The organism is Halocatena salina, assembly GCF_023115355.1.
GTDB classification, from domain to species: Archaea; Halobacteriota; Halobacteria; order Halobacteriales; family Haloarculaceae; genus Halocatena; species Halocatena salina.
Genome location: NZ_CP096020.1, coordinates 261,084 through 277,417, shown reverse-complemented (window position 1 = coordinate 277,417; position 16,334 = coordinate 261,084). Strand labels below are relative to the sequence as shown.

Sequence of the window (16,334 nt, the reverse complement as noted above, 5' to 3'; positions counted from 1 at the left end):
TCCTATGACTCGGTGATACTGATCCCGGAATGCTGTTTTTGTGCTGCTAACTCGGCCAGCTCTGCTTTCGACACCGGATCGATACCAACGTGGGCGCCCTCGGCGGCGTAGAAGATACCGGCGGTCACATCTCGATCGGGGAACCACTTGTTCAAAACGTGATAATACACGCTGATCTGCTTTCGGTATTCGTCCTCAGCATGCCGACCGAGATCGGTCTTGAAGTCGACGATCTCGACGGTCTCGGGACGAATATGGACGAGATCGACGATGCCGGAGATGGTGACTTGCTCGCCGTCGACCGCGAGCGGAAGATACACGTCTTCTTCGACTCGGAGATCACCGTCGAGCGAGTCGATGAAGATCCCGATGTGACGTTCGTCGTCGTTCGATGGCTTGACGTCCTCTTCCAATACGTACCGTTCGGCGAACTCGTGTGTCTGCGTTCCGAACGCGGTTCCCCGTCCCTCCTCGATATCCTCGAACACGTCGTCGCGCATCAGCGTGTGCGGCGAGTGGTCGATCGGTCCGTCAGGATCCGGGACCGAAATCTGCAAGTGCGACTGTGGTGTCTCACTCTCTCGCTCTGGTCGAACATCGGGTTCTAGTTCCTTGATGTCGATGGGCAGTCGTGCGAGGAACGTGTTCGGAGTCTCGCCTGCTGAAAAGACGAGATGGTTTTCGGCGCGAGTCATCGCCACATAAAGCAATCGTCGTTCCTCGTCATACCCACGTGGCAGGCAGTTCCTGAGAACGTCAGTCCGCCAGTTGTCGTAGATGTGTGGGTAGCCGTAGTCGTCGGCATAGAGCTTGCGCTGCCGTACTCCGATGGGATCGTCGAACGTGATCGCGTCACTAGTCCCACCCGACGGTGGGAAGCGCCGGTCGTTCATGTTCGCAAGGATGACGATGGGATGTTCGAGTCCCTTTGCTGCGTGGATGGTCTGGATTGTCACCGAGTTCACCCCTGTACTCGCGTGCACATCGTGGGTACTGCCGTTCTCGATGCCCCGCTCGATGTACCTGATGAGATCACCGCGGGTCAACATCGTCTCACTGTGGATCGATCGGAGCGTCGTCAACAACACATCCGCGTCCACCCCGTTGTAGTCGTACCGAGAGAGAACCCGTTGGGCGATTCCACCGGCCGTCTCCAGTGCCGCCAGCTCTGTTTTGAACGCTTGCATGTTGGTGGGGTAGTTCTCGGTTTCGAGGATGTGCTTGACCTCATCGAGCGTGTAACAGGCTTCCTCAAGTACGACGGCCCAGCCTCGCTCCGAGTCGGATTCGAGGATCCGCAGCCACGCCAAAAGAAGCTTCGCGGGATCGGATCGGAACAGCTCGGTCCCTCCCTCGTACGCCATCGGCAGCCCGTATTCCTCTGCGACCGAGAGGAGCTCTCGACCGAAATCTCGTGTCCGGGTGAGCACGGCGATATCTCCGTACTCCGGTAGCCGAAGCTCACCGTCCTCTTCAATCTGGTAGGCCTCGTTTCCCACGATCTCCTGAAGCTTCGTCAGGATAGCCTCGTGTTCGTTTTCGTGGTGAATCGCTTCGATCTGTGAGTTCTCGTGAACGGCGTTCGAAGAAAGCGAGACGATACGGTCTCGTACTGCCGCAACGTCGATCTCGTCCGTACCCGTTGCTGGCGTCACGAGACTGTGCTCGGAGAAATCGAGGATAGCCTGTGTCGAGCGATAGTTTTCGACGAGCTCGACGTTTGTAATCGGACGCGTTGCCCACCCCACCCGTTGGTGGTCTGCGTTGAGTTCGTCGACGAACCGGTCTAGGCGAGATTCGAACTCGGTGATGTTTTCGACGGCAGCGTACTGGAACGAATAGATGCTTTGCTTCCAGTCTCCGACGACACAGATATTGTTGGTGTCCGCGAGCAAGAGCGCGAGTTTGAACTGGATCTCACTCGAATCCTGAAACTCGTCGATCATCACGTGCTCGTATGCGACATCATCGCGGAGGTGATGGTCCTCACAGAGCAGGACGAACGCAAACAGCTGGAGAAAATCGAAGTTAAGGTAGTTCCGACTGAGCGCAAATTCGAGATACTCATAATAGACATCGTGGACGAAGTCCTTGAGGTCCGTTCGGTCCGCATGAAACGCTTTCCGTGCGGCAGCAGCGGGCACCTGCTTTGCCCCACGTTCTCCACGAATCGTTGCTTTGTCGGGGGCAGCGGGGAGATAGCACGTGCCCTTCCCATAATCACGGAGCTTAGATCGAAGTCGTGACTGCTTGCTGCCTCCGTTCCGGGGCTGATTCAACTCCTCGAAGCGTTCACGGAACGCCTCGAAATCCCCGTCTAGATGTCGCTCACCGTTGCGATACCAGCTATCGGCAGTCGGGAACACGCCCTTCGCTGCGAGCTGCTTGAGGAGTTCGAGGAGTTCGATCGGATGTTCGACAGCCCGGAAGAAGTCATCGTATTCTGGATGGCCGTCGCTGAAGCGGCGGATGAATTCACGGAACCGCGCCTTCTCGACGTTCTCGTCTTCGAGAATGCGCGTCGACCCCGTGATGCGATCATCGATGCCGAGGAGCGTCGGTGCCTCGAAGCCGTGTTTCAGGAGGAGATCGTGGCAGAGGCTATGGAACGTCTGAATCGGAGCGTCCGAAAGTTCGCGCATTCCGTACTCGCAGTGGGCGACGATTCGATCTCTCATCTCGGTGGCTGCGTTGTTCGTGAACGTCACCAACAGGACGTCCTCGGGTGTAACGCCGTTCTGGTCGACGATCCTTGCGTACCGACGAGTGACGGTGAACGTCTTGCCAGTCCCTGCCCCAGCGTCGACGATGTGGATGCCGTCCGTGCTCTCGATAAGCGTTCGTTGATTGTCATTCGGTGCAGTCATCGAGATCCCTCCTTCAGAATGCAGTCACGGTTGTCCACGTACCGATAGTTCGGGTCGCCGCTGAGTCCTTCGACCGGAAACCGCTCGTTACCGGCACGGCGAGAATTCAATTCCACTTGGCGCTCTCGAACGAACCGCTCGAAGGCGTCGACATCGCCAGAGAAATAGTTCCGGTTCTGAATCCGAATCAGATGTCTGAGCGCCTGCTTACAGCCCTTCGTCACGTATTTGTAGTCTCCAACTTCGGCTTTCATTCGATCTATCAGCGCCCGACCGAACTCGGAGTTGATGAGCTCATCGCTGTCGCGTGTCGCCGGAAACTCGTACGCATCGAACAGAGCCCGGTACACATCATACTCCGTCTTCGAGAACGTCTTGGTACAGTCGTTTGCCGCCTCTTCTTGGAGTTCGATGAAGACAGCTGGTTTCGCGATGTGCTCTTTGAAGGGGCATGGATAGTACGTCACCGTCGTGAGACAGTCCCCAAGAGAACCCCCTCCGGTCACGATGTCGTCGAGTGTTTCGAGGAAATGAAAGAACGTGAATCGCAGCTCCTCGTCGGGCTGTTCGGTGCGTTGGTGGGCAAGATACAACAGAGCCTGAAAGTTCGGCTGGTCGCTCGGGGGATCGATCGCCGAGTGCTTGACGACGGAGTGAGCGGACTTCTTCGAACCGCTCTTGTAGTCGAGGAGGTGGGTCGGATCGTGAACGAGATCGATCTTCCCCTGCAGACCGAGCTTCGCGTTCTCGAACCACCGTTCCGTGTGGGTCGCGTCGATGGGACGGTCGTAGTACTCGGCGAAGAAGTTCCGTCCCCAGCCACCGTTCGCGGTCAACAGCTCATCAGTTCGAGGCGGATTTGCCTCAAGGAATTCGACGATGGTCTGGAGTCCGAGGCGGTATTTCGTCCGTCGAACGTTCCGGTCGACATCCCGGAGAAACGGGGCGACTTCGGAGAGAATAACCCGCGAAATCTCGTCGAGTGTCTCTGCCGTGATGACACCCGGATGAGCCGCGTAGAACTCAGCGAAGTCGTGGAACAAGTTGCCTTCCTTGATGTAGTCTTTGTCAGGAGTATCGAGAAGTCGGCTGAAAAAGTAATCTCGGGGCGAGTTGACGTACGTGTTTAGACTCGACTGGCTGAGCGTAGTGATCTCCTCGACAGAAGTGTCGACTGGTTCTTTCTCGAATCCGTCCAAAGTCGGTCGGGCCGTTCGTGCGTGTGGTACCGAGTTGAGGCCGCTGAAACGCTCGAAGTCCTCCTCGAACAGTTCCTCGAAGTACAGGCATGGCGTTACAGGTGTCCCACCGACGGTCTCCTGCACGAGATAATACCGCTCGACACCGTTTTGAAGCAACAGTTGGAACTGCCGGAGGTTGCGCTCGAACTCTTGGTTCCGATCGACCCACGGTCGCCGCGGCGATGAGTGTGACCATCCTTCATCGAGTCCGAGGTAAAACACGAGGGGACGATCGACGTGAGCGGCTGATTTCGGATCGGCTAACAGCACACCCTCGTTCTCGCGATCCACGGGAACCTCATACGACTGCAGGTAGAATTCAAGACGATCGACGGCGTCTTCAGTAACAGGGTCATCAAGAACGCTGAGCGTCGAGAGTTCGTCCCGGAACGCATCGAGAGAGACGCCCGTGACTGCCTCGTAGGTCTCGATCGCTGCTTCGAACGTGTCGGTACGAATCCCGTCTCTGAATCCGCGGAGCCGGTCGACTTCCGGGTGATCGAGGTCGTGGAGGCGCTTCTCGTCGTGCTTGACGTCGATAGAGAGACCGAGTTGGGTAAGCAACGGCCTGACGTCGCCAATTCGGGTATCTCGTCCCGCGTGTACACTTCGAAGGAATTCCAAGAACATCCTGTGATGGGTATCGTCGGTGAAACCGGGACCGCCGTAGTACGGAATGTCTGCCGCTTCGAATGCGGATTTGATAGGCGATGAGTACTGACTGTCCCCATCGAGAACGATACCCACGTTGTCGGCGTTCTCTCGTGTGACCGTATCGATCACGACATCGACGACTGCGGCAGGGGAATCGAACACACGGAAGGGCGTCGGGTCGAACGGCTCCTCGGTGAACGGATCGATCGTCTCGTAGTTTGATGGGAGTATCGAGCGTTCGAGCGTGGTGAACTGCGTGATTCCCACAACGGCGACCGATGTCTCGGCGTCGATAGTGTACTCAGAGAGCCGACGGGAGGTCGTGTCCATCTCGGTAATGCAGTCGACGGTAGTACGTGTTGCGTCGGTCGCGAACGATTCGTACCTGAGAATGGCGTCGGCAGCCCCTTGGTGTTCCCAACACTGAAGGACGTTTCCGACCGCATGCGAGGCTTCCTTCCAACCGAGATCTGTCGTCGTAATCGTCTCAAGAAAAGCAAGGCGATCTTCAGCTTCTTCTCGACGCCGAGCAGCGAGACGACGGGGGGTGATCGCGAACGGCCCGAAATGTGGCTGATCGAGCCGCCGGTTCAGTGCGCTTGCCATCGGGGCATCGGGGACGAGCACGAGATCAAAACTCTTGCATTCTTGATATAATAGATCAATGGATTTTGAACGTGTAATCGTCACGAACAATAATACCCAAGTGGATTGTAAAAATTTGTCGTTGGTACATGTTCGCTCACAGAACGTCCGCCACGGACGACCTCCCCCAGCGTATCGTTTCGCTCATCGTTTCAGTATCAGGGAGTGTCCTTCGATTTCTGATGATGGCTTCGAACTCGAAACACGAGTAGCCGACGAACTCGATGCGATGGGTGTCGATTGGGCGGTTTCCCGACTCGTTTCATTCGATCACTCGCTGGCGAAAAGGGTTATGCGCTCATCTTTTTCGAAAAGTCGTGATAGAGTACAGAATCGAGAAACAGTCATCGTTTTTACTGGAACGAACACACCACTTTTAATACAAATGTGGTTGAGAGATCGTGTGATGGGAGCGATAGAGACGAATGGGTTGACGAAGCAGTACGGCGACGTGACTGCTGTGGATTCTCTCGATCTCGTCGTCGATGAAGGAACCATATTCGGCTTTTTAGGCCCGAACGGTGCCGGCAAGTCGACCGTCATTAATTGTTTGCTCGATTATATTCGACCGACAGAAGGACAGATCTCCGTACTCGGCCACGACGCACAGGCAGAGACACTTGCAGTACGCAAACGTACCGGGATACTCCCACAAGGATTTGATCTGTACGATCGGCTCACTGGTCGCCAGCATTTAGAGTTCATCATTGACTCGAACGACGCAGCCGATGATCCCGAGACGATCGCCGATCGGGTCGGCATCGCTGATGCGATCGACAGACGAGTCGGCGGCTATTCGAGAGGAATGACTCAACGACTCGTACTGGGGACCGCACTCATCGGCCAGCCGGATTTATTGGTTCTCGATGAGCCATCGACGGGACTCGATCCAGAGGGGGCCCACGAAATGCGCGAGATCGTTCGTGAAGAGGCCGATCGCGGCGCGACGGTCTTCTTTTCGAGTCACATCCTTAGTCAGGTTGAGGCCGTCTGTGACGAGGTGGGCATTCTGCAGGCAGGAAAACTCGTCGCCGAAGACACCATCGACGGCCTCCGCACTGCTATCGAGGCCGAAACGACGCTCACAGTAGCGGTGGATCGGACACCTGACGAAGCCCTCGCGGCCGTCCGCGCACTGGCCGATGTCTCTTCGGTGAGCGCGACCGGAACCACCGTGACAGTGCAGTGTGCTGATGATGCGAAAATGGCTGTGCTCCGAGAGCTGGAGGCAGCAGGAGCGACAGTCGAAGATTTCGATCTCACGAAGACCACACTCGAAGATCTATTTCTCGCGTACACGGACGATGAGACGGGAGCCTCAGCTGGTCACGATCAGCTCACCAAGGTGCTCACCCAATGAGTATGCTGCAGGTCGCAAAAAAGGACTTCCAGGATGCGATCCGGTCACTTACCTTGGTGGCTGTTGTGGGGGGGTTCACGGCGTTTCTGGCCTTCTACACCTACTACCAATTTACAATGTCCCCGATGACGACAACCACTGCAGCTGATCTGTATCAGTCAACGGCCAACGTCGTCGTCGTGATTGGAACCCTCCTAGGCTACAAATCGATCGTCGGAGAACGCGAATCAGGAAGTCTGAAGTTCCTGCTCGGAGCACCTCACACTCGTCGCGACGTGGTCGTTGGGAAATTTCTCGGTCGAGCAGCCGTTGTCGTCGTCACAGTGGTCGTCGGCTTCGCCGTGGTGGGTGTTCACTACGCCGTGTTGGCCGATTCACCGTCATTGATGGCGTATGCTCTCCTAATTGGAAAGCTACTGATCCCTGGCGTGGTGTTCGTCGCAGTAGCTCTCGCGTTTTCAGCAGCGAACCGCTCTACAACAGTGGCAACGTGGGGAGCGATCGTGCTCGCGATCGTGTTCGCATTCGCATGGGATACGGTCTTCAGTATTATTCAGTCGTTCATGCTTCCTCCCGATGCAGCGACTCCAAACTGGCTCCACCTCATCATCCGATTAAACCCGAAATTCTTCTACATGGATTCGAATACATTGGAACTTGGCGACACAGCACCATTTTATCTAGAACCGTGGTTTGGTGGCGTAATCGTGGCTGGGTGGCTCCTCATTCCACTCGGACTTGCGTATCTGCTGTTCGAACGGAGTGATTTGGCATGAACCGTCGTCACCTCGCTGTGATAGCGTTGGTCATCGCCGTGCCACTATTTACCGTTGGACTCGTCTCACCCGTCCCTGAGTACGAACCACACCTAGACATAGCTGTGTCTAACAGTGTGGATGATCAAGAGGAATTAAACGAGGATATAACTAAAATGGAGTATCAGAATCTCTCGACATCCGCCCAGCAACTATTCAAAAAGTCAAATAACAACGAGCACAGTTCGGTTTCCATACCGACAGACGAGGCTCCCAACTCGTGGGCTACACTCGTCTCAGAGAGCACACAGAGCCACAGGATATATGTCCATAAGGGAGGCCAGTACCATCTTACTTGGATCACTTGGTCCGTACCAACACCGCCCCTTGCTGCGGTCATGCTCCGATTGGGACCGCTTCTCGGTGCGATCGGTCTCGGGACACTCGCGGGCGTCCTCATCCTCACAACAGAGAAGGTTGAGTAAGGAAACCACCCTAGCGGTCACCACATCGCCACTGACGGTACAATGTGGACGGGGAAGACGGCCGTGCTACGCGAACTAGATGCGGGAGGTCCATCAGTCCTAGATTTCGATCTGACGACAGCCTCACTCGAAGATCTCTCATAGTCTACACCGATGACGACTCACTACCAACGACCAGCCGTGACCATTCCAGCGAGGGGACCATTCAATAAGCACGCTGCTGGTGGCGAAAAAGGACTTTCAGGACGCCTCCGGTTGCGTGCTCTGTTGATCGTGGCGAACCCATCACGGCATTTCTAGCCTTCTATACGTATTACAAGTTTGCGATGGTCACTCCAGTCGAGACCGCCCAGGACTGGGATCAGCTGTATATCGACATACTATCGTGTAATGAAAAATTTATATATTCCTATAGATAATAATCCACTATGAACACCGATTCGATTATCCAATTGGTAACGCTCTGGTTTGTTGTTATTATTTTTATACAAACGAGTACTGAAGGAGGTGGTGTATTTAATGTAGTTATCGAGACTATTGCCATTCTACTCGTGTGGATCATTCCACTCATTATCGTCATCTATTCCATTCTGGGTCTGACTGATGGCTGAATCGCTAGTATTGATCGATCGGGGAATGCGTTCGATATTTCACTGCCGCGGAATCAAGCGCTATCCCTTTATCAACATGGTGAGATCAATAATGAGCCGATGGTAGGTCGCCAGAGATAGCGCGTTCACAACGGTTACGAGGCGTCCCGTGAATCGAAAGAGACGAGAAGTTCTACTTGGGTCTTGAGATGGGTTACTTTCTGGAGCGAATCGTTATCTCTCGGATCCAAACAAGACTTTTACCCAGTGACACCACGAAGATCGATCGATAGCCACTCCCGATCGCGTTCTGCAAACGCTTCTCGTACTTTCTGCGGATCAACGTCGTCAGTAAACTCGTGTTCGTTCCACTGTCCACCACCAGCCCCTTTATTCCGATCGATGGTCCGTACGAAACCGAACATCACCAGCTTTGAAAGATGGTTGAACATGCCCCGTTGGGTAAGTGGTTCCTTCCCGCTTGCCGTATTATAGGCGCGAACCACTCGGGAATAGGTGGCGTGGATCGTTCGCGTTCGTGCTGGGGTGAGGTCCGCGCCATCGAGATGGGCGATCGCCGCCAACACGAAGAGTTTCTCTTGATCCTGGTCGACGATCGATTCCACGATGTTCCCGTACTCCAAATCCTCGTCCGCTTGTCGAATGTGGGGCGGGTTGATGTGTTCGGAGCTATTTTCTTCAGCGACTTCTGCAGAGCGACGGAGTAAGCGAATCGCACGGCGAGCACTCCCCGAGGCTTCCTTGTAGGCAAGAGCCGAACACAGGGAGATCGTCTCTTGGCTGTACGCACTGTCATAAAGCGCCTGCTCAGCTCGGGCACGAAGGATCACCGCGAGTTCGTCCGCATCGTAGGCAGGGAATTTGATCTCGGTCTCACAGAGACTGTCTTTCACCTTCGGCGAGAGATTCTTGCGAAACGTGTAATCGTTGCTGATTCCAATCACACCGACCCGGACGGATTCAAGATAGCCAATATCTCGTGACCGGGGCAGTTCGTACAGGAGCGTATCGTCGGACCCGAGCTTGTCGATTTCATCGAGGATGATCAGTATTGACCCGTCAAGCGAATCCAACTCCTCATAGAGAAGATCGTAAACATCTTGGGGGGCATACCCCGTCGCATTGATTCGATTCCCTGGCTCCCGGAGTCGATTGACGATCCCGACGGCGACCTGGTATGACGAAGTCGTGTGGTCTCCCGAAGTAAAGTTCTCGCAGTTGATCCAAAGAGCGGTGAGAGTGATCCGGTCGCGAGCCGAGAGCTGCTCGTTTTTTCGTTCGATATCATGTTCAAGCGTCCGGCAGAGGTACTTCGTTACGGCAGTCTTCCCTACCCCCGTATCACCGTAGAGAAATGCATTCTGGGGTGGTCGACCTTTATAGATCGGTTTGAAGACACTCGTATACTGGGACAGCACCTCATCGCGACAGAGGATTTGATCTGGAGTGTAATCCTCTTCAAGAACCGTGGCGTCCGCTATCAAATCAACCTCATCCGCGAAGATCGAATCGAAATCAGTCATACTGATCGGCGCTGACGTATCGAGTTGCCTTATAATTTCCCGAGTTTCCTGAGTTTCCTGAGTTCTTTCCCACTCACACAGCGGTTTTCCTGAGTTATTCACGCGAAATAGGGGGTGAATCGGTTCGTATGTCCTCACACACAGCGGTTTTCCCGAGTTATTCATGTGATGGGAGGCGAATGGTTTCAAATCGAATGAGAGTCCCGTGTTATAGTATTATATCTATTGGTATAGGCAATACTAACTACTACTAGTACAACCAAAAGTCGGAGACAGTACCTAGTTGCACAGCGATTTTCCTGAGTTATCTTCAATATTACTAGGGTTGTTTATATACTATCCTAGGAAGTCCGGACCAGTCCGGTAGTAGCTCTACAGCAGACTGAAGAATAACTCAGGAAAACCGCTGTGTGAGAGTACGCAGAGACGCGTTACTCGAGGTCGAAGCGGTCGAGGTTCATCACCTTGCCCCACGCATCCACGAAGTCACGCACGAATTTTTCCTCCGCGTCGTCACTTCCATACACTTCCGAGATAGCCCGAAGCCGAGCATTCGACCCAAAGATGAGATCAACGCGGGTAGCCTTCCACTTGAGTTCGCCTGTGTCGCGGTCGCGTCCCTCGAACACGTTCTCGGATTCCGCAGTCGGTTCCCACTCCGTGTCCATGTCGAGCAGATTCACGAAGAAATCATTAGTCAACGTCTCCGGCTGGTCGGTAAAGACACCGAAGTCGGACTGCTGGTAGTTCGCATCCAGCGCCCGCATGCCACCAACTAGCACTGTCATCTCGGACGGTGTCAGATTCAACAGTTCAGCCTTATCTACCAACAGCTCCTCCGTTGGTCTGTCGATCCCATCCTCACGGTAGTTACGGAACCCGTCCGCTTTCGGCTTGAGCGCATCGAACGAGTCGATGTCGGTCTGTTCTTGGGTGGCGTCCGTCCGTCCCGGTTCGAACGGCACATCTACAGCGTATCCGGCATCCGTCGCCGCCTGCTCGACGGCCGCACAGCCGCCCAGAACGATCAGATCGGCGAGCGAGACCTTCGTCTCATCGGATTGTGAGCTGTTGAACTCCTCTTGAATTCCCTCCAAGGTCTCTAGTACAGTCGTCAACTCTTCTGGCTCGTTCACTTCCCAGCTCTTCTGGGGTTCGAGACGGATGCGCGCTCCGTTCGCTCCACCGCGCTTGTCGCTGTCGCGGAACGTCGACGCCGACGCCCACGCAGTTTTGACCAGTTGGGAGATGGATAGTTTCGAATCGAGAATCTCCGTTTTGAGGCCGGCGATTTCCTCGTCCCCGATCTGATCGTAGTCGGCGTCGGGGATGGGATCCTGCCAGATCATCTCCTCGTCAGGAACCTCCGGACCGAGGAACCGTTCTGGCGGACCCATATCGCGGTGGATCAGTTTGTACCACGCCTTCGCGAAGGCTTCCTGGAACTCTTTTGGGTTCTCTTGGAAGCGTTCAAGAACCTCTCGGTAGTCCGGATCCTGCTTCAGAGCGATGTCCGTCGTCAGCATCATGGGATCTACCTCTTCCGACGGATCGTGGGCGTCCGGCACGGTGTCGTACGTTACTCCATCCTTAGGCTTCCACTGCCATGCACCGCCGGGACCCTTGTGCGCCTCCCACTCGTATTCGAGCAGATTGTGGACATACCCCATGTCCCACTTGGTCGGCGTGCTGTTCCACGGCCCTTCTATGCCACCAGTGATCGTGTCAGGCCCTTTTCCTTCACCGTAATCGCTCTCCCACCCGAGGCCCTGCTTCTCGATGGGAGCTGCTTCGGGCTCGAGTCCGACGTGGTCGTCAGGATCATCGGCACCGTGGACTTTCCCGAACGTGTGTCCGCCAGCGATGAGCGCGACCGTTTCCTCGTCGTTCATCGCCATGCCGCCGAACGCCTCTCGAATGTTCTTCGCCGATCCTTCGAGGTCCGGTTCACCGTATGGTCCCTCCGGATTCACGTAGATGAGCCCCATGACGGTGTTGCCGAGTGGATCCCTGAGAGCGCCATCCTCGTCGAAGCGCTCGGGAGAGGTCGTTTCCATCTCGTCTTCGGGACCCCAATCGACGGCCTCGTCGGGTGCGAAGTCATCCTCGCGGCCACCAGCAAAGCCGAACGTTTCGAAGCCCATCGACTCCAAAGCGACGTTCCCGGCCAGGACGATCAGGTCGCCCCACGAGAGCTTGCGGCCGTACTTCTGTTTGACCGGCCAGAGTAGTCGGCGCGCCTTATCGAGGTTCGCGTTGTCAGGCCAGCTGTTGAGCGGCGCAAGGCGTTGTCGACCGCCGGATGCGCCGCCGCGACCGTCGCTAGTACGGTACGTGCCAGCGCTGTGCCATGCCATCCGGATCATCAACGGTCCGTAGTGGCCGTAGTCCGCCGGCCACCAGTCTTGTGACGTCGTCAGTACCTCCTCGATGTCCGCTTTCACCTCGTCGAAGTCGAGTTTCTCGAACTCCTCGGCGTAATCGAACTCCTCGTCCCGCGGACTGATCTGTCGCGCGTTCTGATCGAGAATATCCAAATTCAGCCGGTTCGGCCACCAGTCTTGATTTGACCTATTCATCATTGAATGATTGCCACTTCAGTAAGTTAAAGTTGTATAATTCGGAATGAGCCTTCGCTGTAGACCAAGAAATCTATCTGACTTATGAACTTTTATCGGTGAGCATTCGTGTACTATCTGTAATAGGCCTCACTAACGTATCAGTAGTGGTAGTGTCTTCAACGGAGCCGTACATCCGACTTAGTCGAGCGCATTACTCGTACTATGGCTCACTAAGTGACGTTTTGTTAATGTCCAATCGCTGCAGGGCGTTAATACACACTCATATTTCGTTATTAGATCAAACACAATATAATGGATTCTGTTCTATTTATTTCGCTTTTAGAAATCATATTTATTGAGATGTGGTTTAGACCTCTGATCTAGATGATCGACAGCCAATATAATAGATATGTTTGCTACTTCCGCCAAGGAGACCGAGAGGATCGAATTGAAGGTAAATACAAAGAAGCATCCGACACGATAGCGGGAAGAGACGTTCCGAACACACCTGCAGTAATCGGTGTTTATAACAGGATATGGTGGTCTATGCTATAGATCGACCCGGGTGCCTGTTTCGGCAGCGGTGTAGGCGGCTTCGATGATCCGGAGGTCAGTTAGCCCCTCTTCACCATCACACTCACACTTCGTCTCGGTGCGACTGCAATGGGCGAAATAGTCGAATTCTTCGCTGACTTCATCGACCGGCGGGCCGGTGTAGCGTGCGTGGGTCTCTCCCCGTTCAATGACGATTTCCTGTGAGACGTGGCCACCGAACGGAAATCGGAGCCACAACTGTCCGTCCGTTCCAAGGACGTGGAGCCGACTGTCGGGGTGGGCGTTGAAGCTCGCGGTACAGGAAGCTGTCGCTCCGTCCGGAAAGATGAGCTGGACTGCGACGTGCTCGTCAATCCGGTCGAACGGTGGGCCTGATGAAGTGGTTTCAGCGCTGACTGCCACAGGATCAACGCCGAGCAGGAACCGGCTCGTGTTCAACGGATACACCCCAAGATCTATGAGCGCCCCACCACCTGCGATATCGGGATCGAGTCGCCACGAGTCCGGGCCAGCATAATCAAGCACCTGTGTGGAAAAGCCACTGTGAATCTGGATTGGTGTGCCGATGACGCCGTCTCTGATTGCCTCGCGCAGGCGTCTGATTGCGGGTTCCGTCCGTAGCCGGTAGGCAGTCATGAGGACAACCTCCGCCGCGACATCGACCATCCGTTCGGCGTCTTCGAGTGTCGCCGCCAGTGGTTTCTCACAGAGGATGTCCTTCCCCAGATCAGCAGCGGTTTCTGCGTACTCGAGGTGGAACGCTGGCGGTGTAGCGATGTAAACGGCGTCGTATGCTTCTACTGCTTCACCAGCGTGGTACGCTTCGTAGTCGATGACTCGATCGATGGCGACCGTGCCCGGGAGATCGGCGACTTTCTGGGGCGAGCCGCTGACGAGAACAGTCGCCTCACAGAACTGTGCGTCTCGGATCGCCGGCAGCGCCCGCTCACGAGCAAATCGACCGAGACCGATTACGGCAATCCGAACGGACGCCTCATCGAGCATCTGCCAATCTCGACGGGTGAAATCCTCGAAATAACTGTCGAGATCCATGTGTAGTCTCTACGACGCTCATCGGCTAATGTGTTCCCACGACAGTGAAGCTGACATCTCTTGGATATCGCGGAACCTCCTGAGAAGGGACAGCCCAATAATTTAATTACTTCTGTTTGTATCTCCGTCTGAATCTCGGAGAACACCCTCATAATATTTTAAATATATTTTCTATTCTGATAAAATAAAATTGAGAGTGTAAAATAGGATATTAAGACGTATACACGCGGTACTGTGTATAGTCGAGAAATCATACAACTCTACTGATCATCAACTGCCACCGATAGAAACAGAAGTATATAGAATCAATTGCCACAATTCCCATCGTGTGAGTTGGTCTCATTCGTCGAACGGTGTCGATTACAATCGTACCCGTGTAACGGAAGCTGACGGTGGAAGAAACCGGTTCCGCTATGACACCGCCCGATGGGACCTTACTCGAAACGCTTGGATCGGGAATCCTGATAGTCAACGATCCCTCGACTCAATTGATAATAAACATTCAATACGAAGTAGTGTAGAGTAGACGTTATGTAGTAGAAAATCCGAATAGTTCGATAACCACCGGGCATAGCGGCTGCGAGCGCTCGGCAGTCGTTTTCTACTCCTATATATACACATCTACGCCATATAATATTTATATGATTATTTTCGGTAAACGGGCACCGCCACCGTATCCGCGGTTTCGACCGGCGGGGCTACGAATCGTCGGCACGGGTCCCCGCGATTTCGGAGCGTTCGGTCCCATCGGTCGACGGCTGGGAAGGAAACACGATGTCATCGATCCTGATCGTCAGCGCCTCGATGTCTTCGAACACGGCACCCCAGCTCCCGACCGAATATCTCGTTTCGTCAGTATCGATGAAGACCGTCGAAAACGTCGAGAGCTGTCCTAACGATGGTGATTCGATCCCTTCCAGAACACCGGGATAGAACAGTCCGGAGATCTCCCCGTGTACGGTGTTCGTACGATCACTTTTCCCAGTACACCCCACGATGGTAACTGAAATCGTCGCTCCTTGGTGGTACAGCGGTCCGATATCACGGAGGAACTCCTCTAAACTGAGATACGTCATCCGTCCGCTGGGTACCGCGTCGACGGTCGGAGACACGTCCCAGAGACACGTCCGGAAGTACCAGTGATTGATAAACGAGAGGATTTCGTCCTCGATGAGGACGCCGTACGTTTCGTCCGCTCGATCGTTCGGAGTAAAATACGTCGATCGGCGATCGAGGATTGCGAGAAACGGTCCCGGGATCGACGCAACACGGATTTCGATCGGAGAATCGAGGAGGTCGGCATCTCGACATCTCTGAGTGACGTCGTCATCATCGTACACGGATACGTGAACCACGACGCCACGCTCTGCAGCTGCCATGAGATCGGGACCGAGTGTTATCAACTGCTCCATCGTCACCGAAAGTTCAGCGCTGACAGCCACCTCGGACAGTCGATCACGAACGCGTTCGATAACCGTTTCGGCGTGTTTGACCACGCTGACCCGGTGCTCGTTGGCAGTCGGTCGCGTCCAGCGTTCTTCGAGTTCGTCTGCCGCGTCACTCAGCAGTGCTCCTCGCTTTCGGAGTTGGGACTGGACAGCCGTGAGATCCCGAGGTTCGGCGTGTAGCGTGTCCTGTTCGATGATCTCGATGAACCCCATCCCCTCGAGCGATCGCAGCGTCTTGTAGATCTGTGAGGTGGGAATGGTGGCCTTTTCGGCGACATCGACCGCCGAAAGACGACCGTTGTCGATCAGTGTGAGGTACGCCTTCGCCTGGTACGCGGTTAAATCAGCGTTTTCCAGCGCCCTCCGTAGTGCATCCCGATTCATACCTGATGTATACTATTCAACCGTGAAGAGTTATTTCCCTATTGACCCATAGACCTACATAATGTCAAACTTATTGGATAGTATTTTTAACCATGTCGAATGTTTTTTGAGTGGGCACAGAATCATGTGAGAAGCACGATCGGCGCAGGGGATCTCGGTTTCATCGTCCGGCCAGTCTTGCATCCGGATGTA

Annotated in this window: 9 protein-coding genes; 3 read left to right on the top strand and 6 right to left on the bottom strand. The window is 54.6% G+C overall.

What is annotated here, in order from left to right; translation table 11 throughout:
* Positions 1 to 2: 2 nt before the first annotated feature.
* On the bottom strand, positions 3 to 2,867 hold the full coding sequence (locus MW046_RS14190) for a UvrD-helicase domain-containing protein (protein WP_247994820.1): 2,865 nt from the start codon (positions 2,865 to 2,867) through the stop codon (positions 3 to 5).
* Positions 2,864 to 5,452: a PD-(D/E)XK nuclease family protein gene (locus MW046_RS14185; protein WP_247994819.1), complete on the bottom strand. Its 2,589-nt coding sequence runs from the start codon at positions 5,450 to 5,452 to the stop codon at positions 2,864 to 2,866. Before MW046_RS14185 ends, MW046_RS14190 begins: the two co-directional genes overlap by 4 nt.
* Positions 5,453 to 5,813: 361 nt before the next feature.
* Here MW046_RS14185 and MW046_RS14180 point away from each other — a divergent pair, with 361 nt between their 5' ends.
* The 3 genes from MW046_RS14180 to MW046_RS14170 are packed head-to-tail and all read left to right on the top strand — an operon-like array spanning position 5,814 to position 8,007.
* The gene (locus tag MW046_RS14180; RefSeq protein ID WP_247994818.1) at positions 5,814 to 6,767 is read left to right on the top strand and encodes an ABC transporter ATP-binding protein; all 954 of its coding nucleotides are present in this window, start codon (positions 5,814 to 5,816) and stop codon (positions 6,765 to 6,767) included.
* Positions 6,764 to 7,543 carry an ABC transporter permease subunit gene (locus MW046_RS14175; RefSeq protein ID WP_247994817.1) on the top strand — a complete coding sequence of 260 codons (780 nt, stop codon included), beginning with the start codon at positions 6,764 to 6,766 and terminating at the stop codon, positions 7,541 to 7,543. Before MW046_RS14180 ends, MW046_RS14175 begins: the two co-directional genes overlap by 4 nt.
* Positions 7,540 to 8,007 carry a hypothetical protein gene (locus MW046_RS14170; protein ID WP_247994816.1) on the top strand — a complete coding sequence of 156 codons (468 nt, stop codon included), beginning with the start codon at positions 7,540 to 7,542 and terminating at the stop codon, positions 8,005 to 8,007. The genes MW046_RS14175 and MW046_RS14170 overlap by 4 nt, the downstream gene beginning before the upstream one ends.
* Positions 8,008 to 8,857: 850 nt before the next feature.
* On the opposite strand, the gene MW046_RS14165 is transcribed toward MW046_RS14170, so the two are convergent.
* The 4 genes from MW046_RS14165 to MW046_RS14150 all read right to left on the bottom strand — a co-directional run bounded on the left by MW046_RS14165 (position 8,858) and on the right by MW046_RS14150 (position 16,142).
* A complete protein-coding gene (locus MW046_RS14165) occupies positions 8,858 to 10,141 on the bottom strand; it encodes a Cdc6/Cdc18 family protein (RefSeq protein WP_247994815.1) in 1,284 nt (427 codons plus the stop codon).
* Positions 10,142 to 10,572: 431 nt separating this feature from the next.
* Positions 10,573 to 12,720 carry a catalase/peroxidase HPI gene (gene katG, locus MW046_RS14160; protein WP_247995218.1) on the bottom strand — a complete coding sequence of 716 codons (2,148 nt, stop codon included), beginning with the start codon at positions 12,718 to 12,720 and terminating at the stop codon, positions 10,573 to 10,575.
* Between the two features lie 531 nt (positions 12,721 to 13,251).
* Positions 13,252 to 14,310 (bottom strand): D-xylose 1-dehydrogenase Gfo6, encoded by a 1,059-nt coding sequence (gfo6, locus tag MW046_RS14155; protein ID WP_247995217.1) that lies wholly within the window; start codon positions 14,308 to 14,310, stop codon positions 13,252 to 13,254.
* A 698-nt stretch (positions 14,311 to 15,008) separates the two neighbouring features.
* Positions 15,009 to 16,142, bottom strand: coding sequence for a TrmB family transcriptional regulator (locus tag MW046_RS14150; RefSeq protein WP_247995216.1), 1,134 nt, complete (start codon positions 16,140 to 16,142; stop codon positions 15,009 to 15,011).
* Between the last annotated feature and the right edge of the window lie 192 nt (positions 16,143 to 16,334).

What these genes read in the sequence shown, in the direction of transcription:
- MW046_RS14190 (WP_247994820.1), bottom strand. Translation starts at nt 2,867, where the DNA reads ATGACTGCACCGAATGACAATCAACGAACGCTTATCGAGAGCACGGAC.
- MW046_RS14180 (WP_247994818.1), top strand. Translation starts at nt 5,814, where the DNA reads ATGGGAGCGATAGAGACGAATGGGTTGACGAAGCAGTACGGCGACGTG.
- MW046_RS14175 (WP_247994817.1), top strand. Translation starts at nt 6,764, where the DNA reads ATGAGTATGCTGCAGGTCGCAAAAAAGGACTTCCAGGATGCGATCCGG.
- MW046_RS14170 (WP_247994816.1), top strand. Translation starts at nt 7,540, where the DNA reads ATGAACCGTCGTCACCTCGCTGTGATAGCGTTGGTCATCGCCGTGCCA.
- MW046_RS14165 (WP_247994815.1), bottom strand. Translation starts at nt 10,141, where the DNA reads ATGACTGATTTCGATTCGATCTTCGCGGATGAGGTTGATTTGATAGCG.
- katG (WP_247995218.1), bottom strand. Translation starts at nt 12,720, where the DNA reads ATGAATAGGTCAAATCAAGACTGGTGGCCGAACCGGCTGAATTTGGAT.
- gfo6 (WP_247995217.1), bottom strand. Translation starts at nt 14,310, where the DNA reads ATGGATCTCGACAGTTATTTCGAGGATTTCACCCGTCGAGATTGGCAG.
- MW046_RS14150 (WP_247995216.1), bottom strand. Translation starts at nt 16,142, where the DNA reads ATGAATCGGGATGCACTACGGAGGGCGCTGGAAAACGCTGATTTAACC.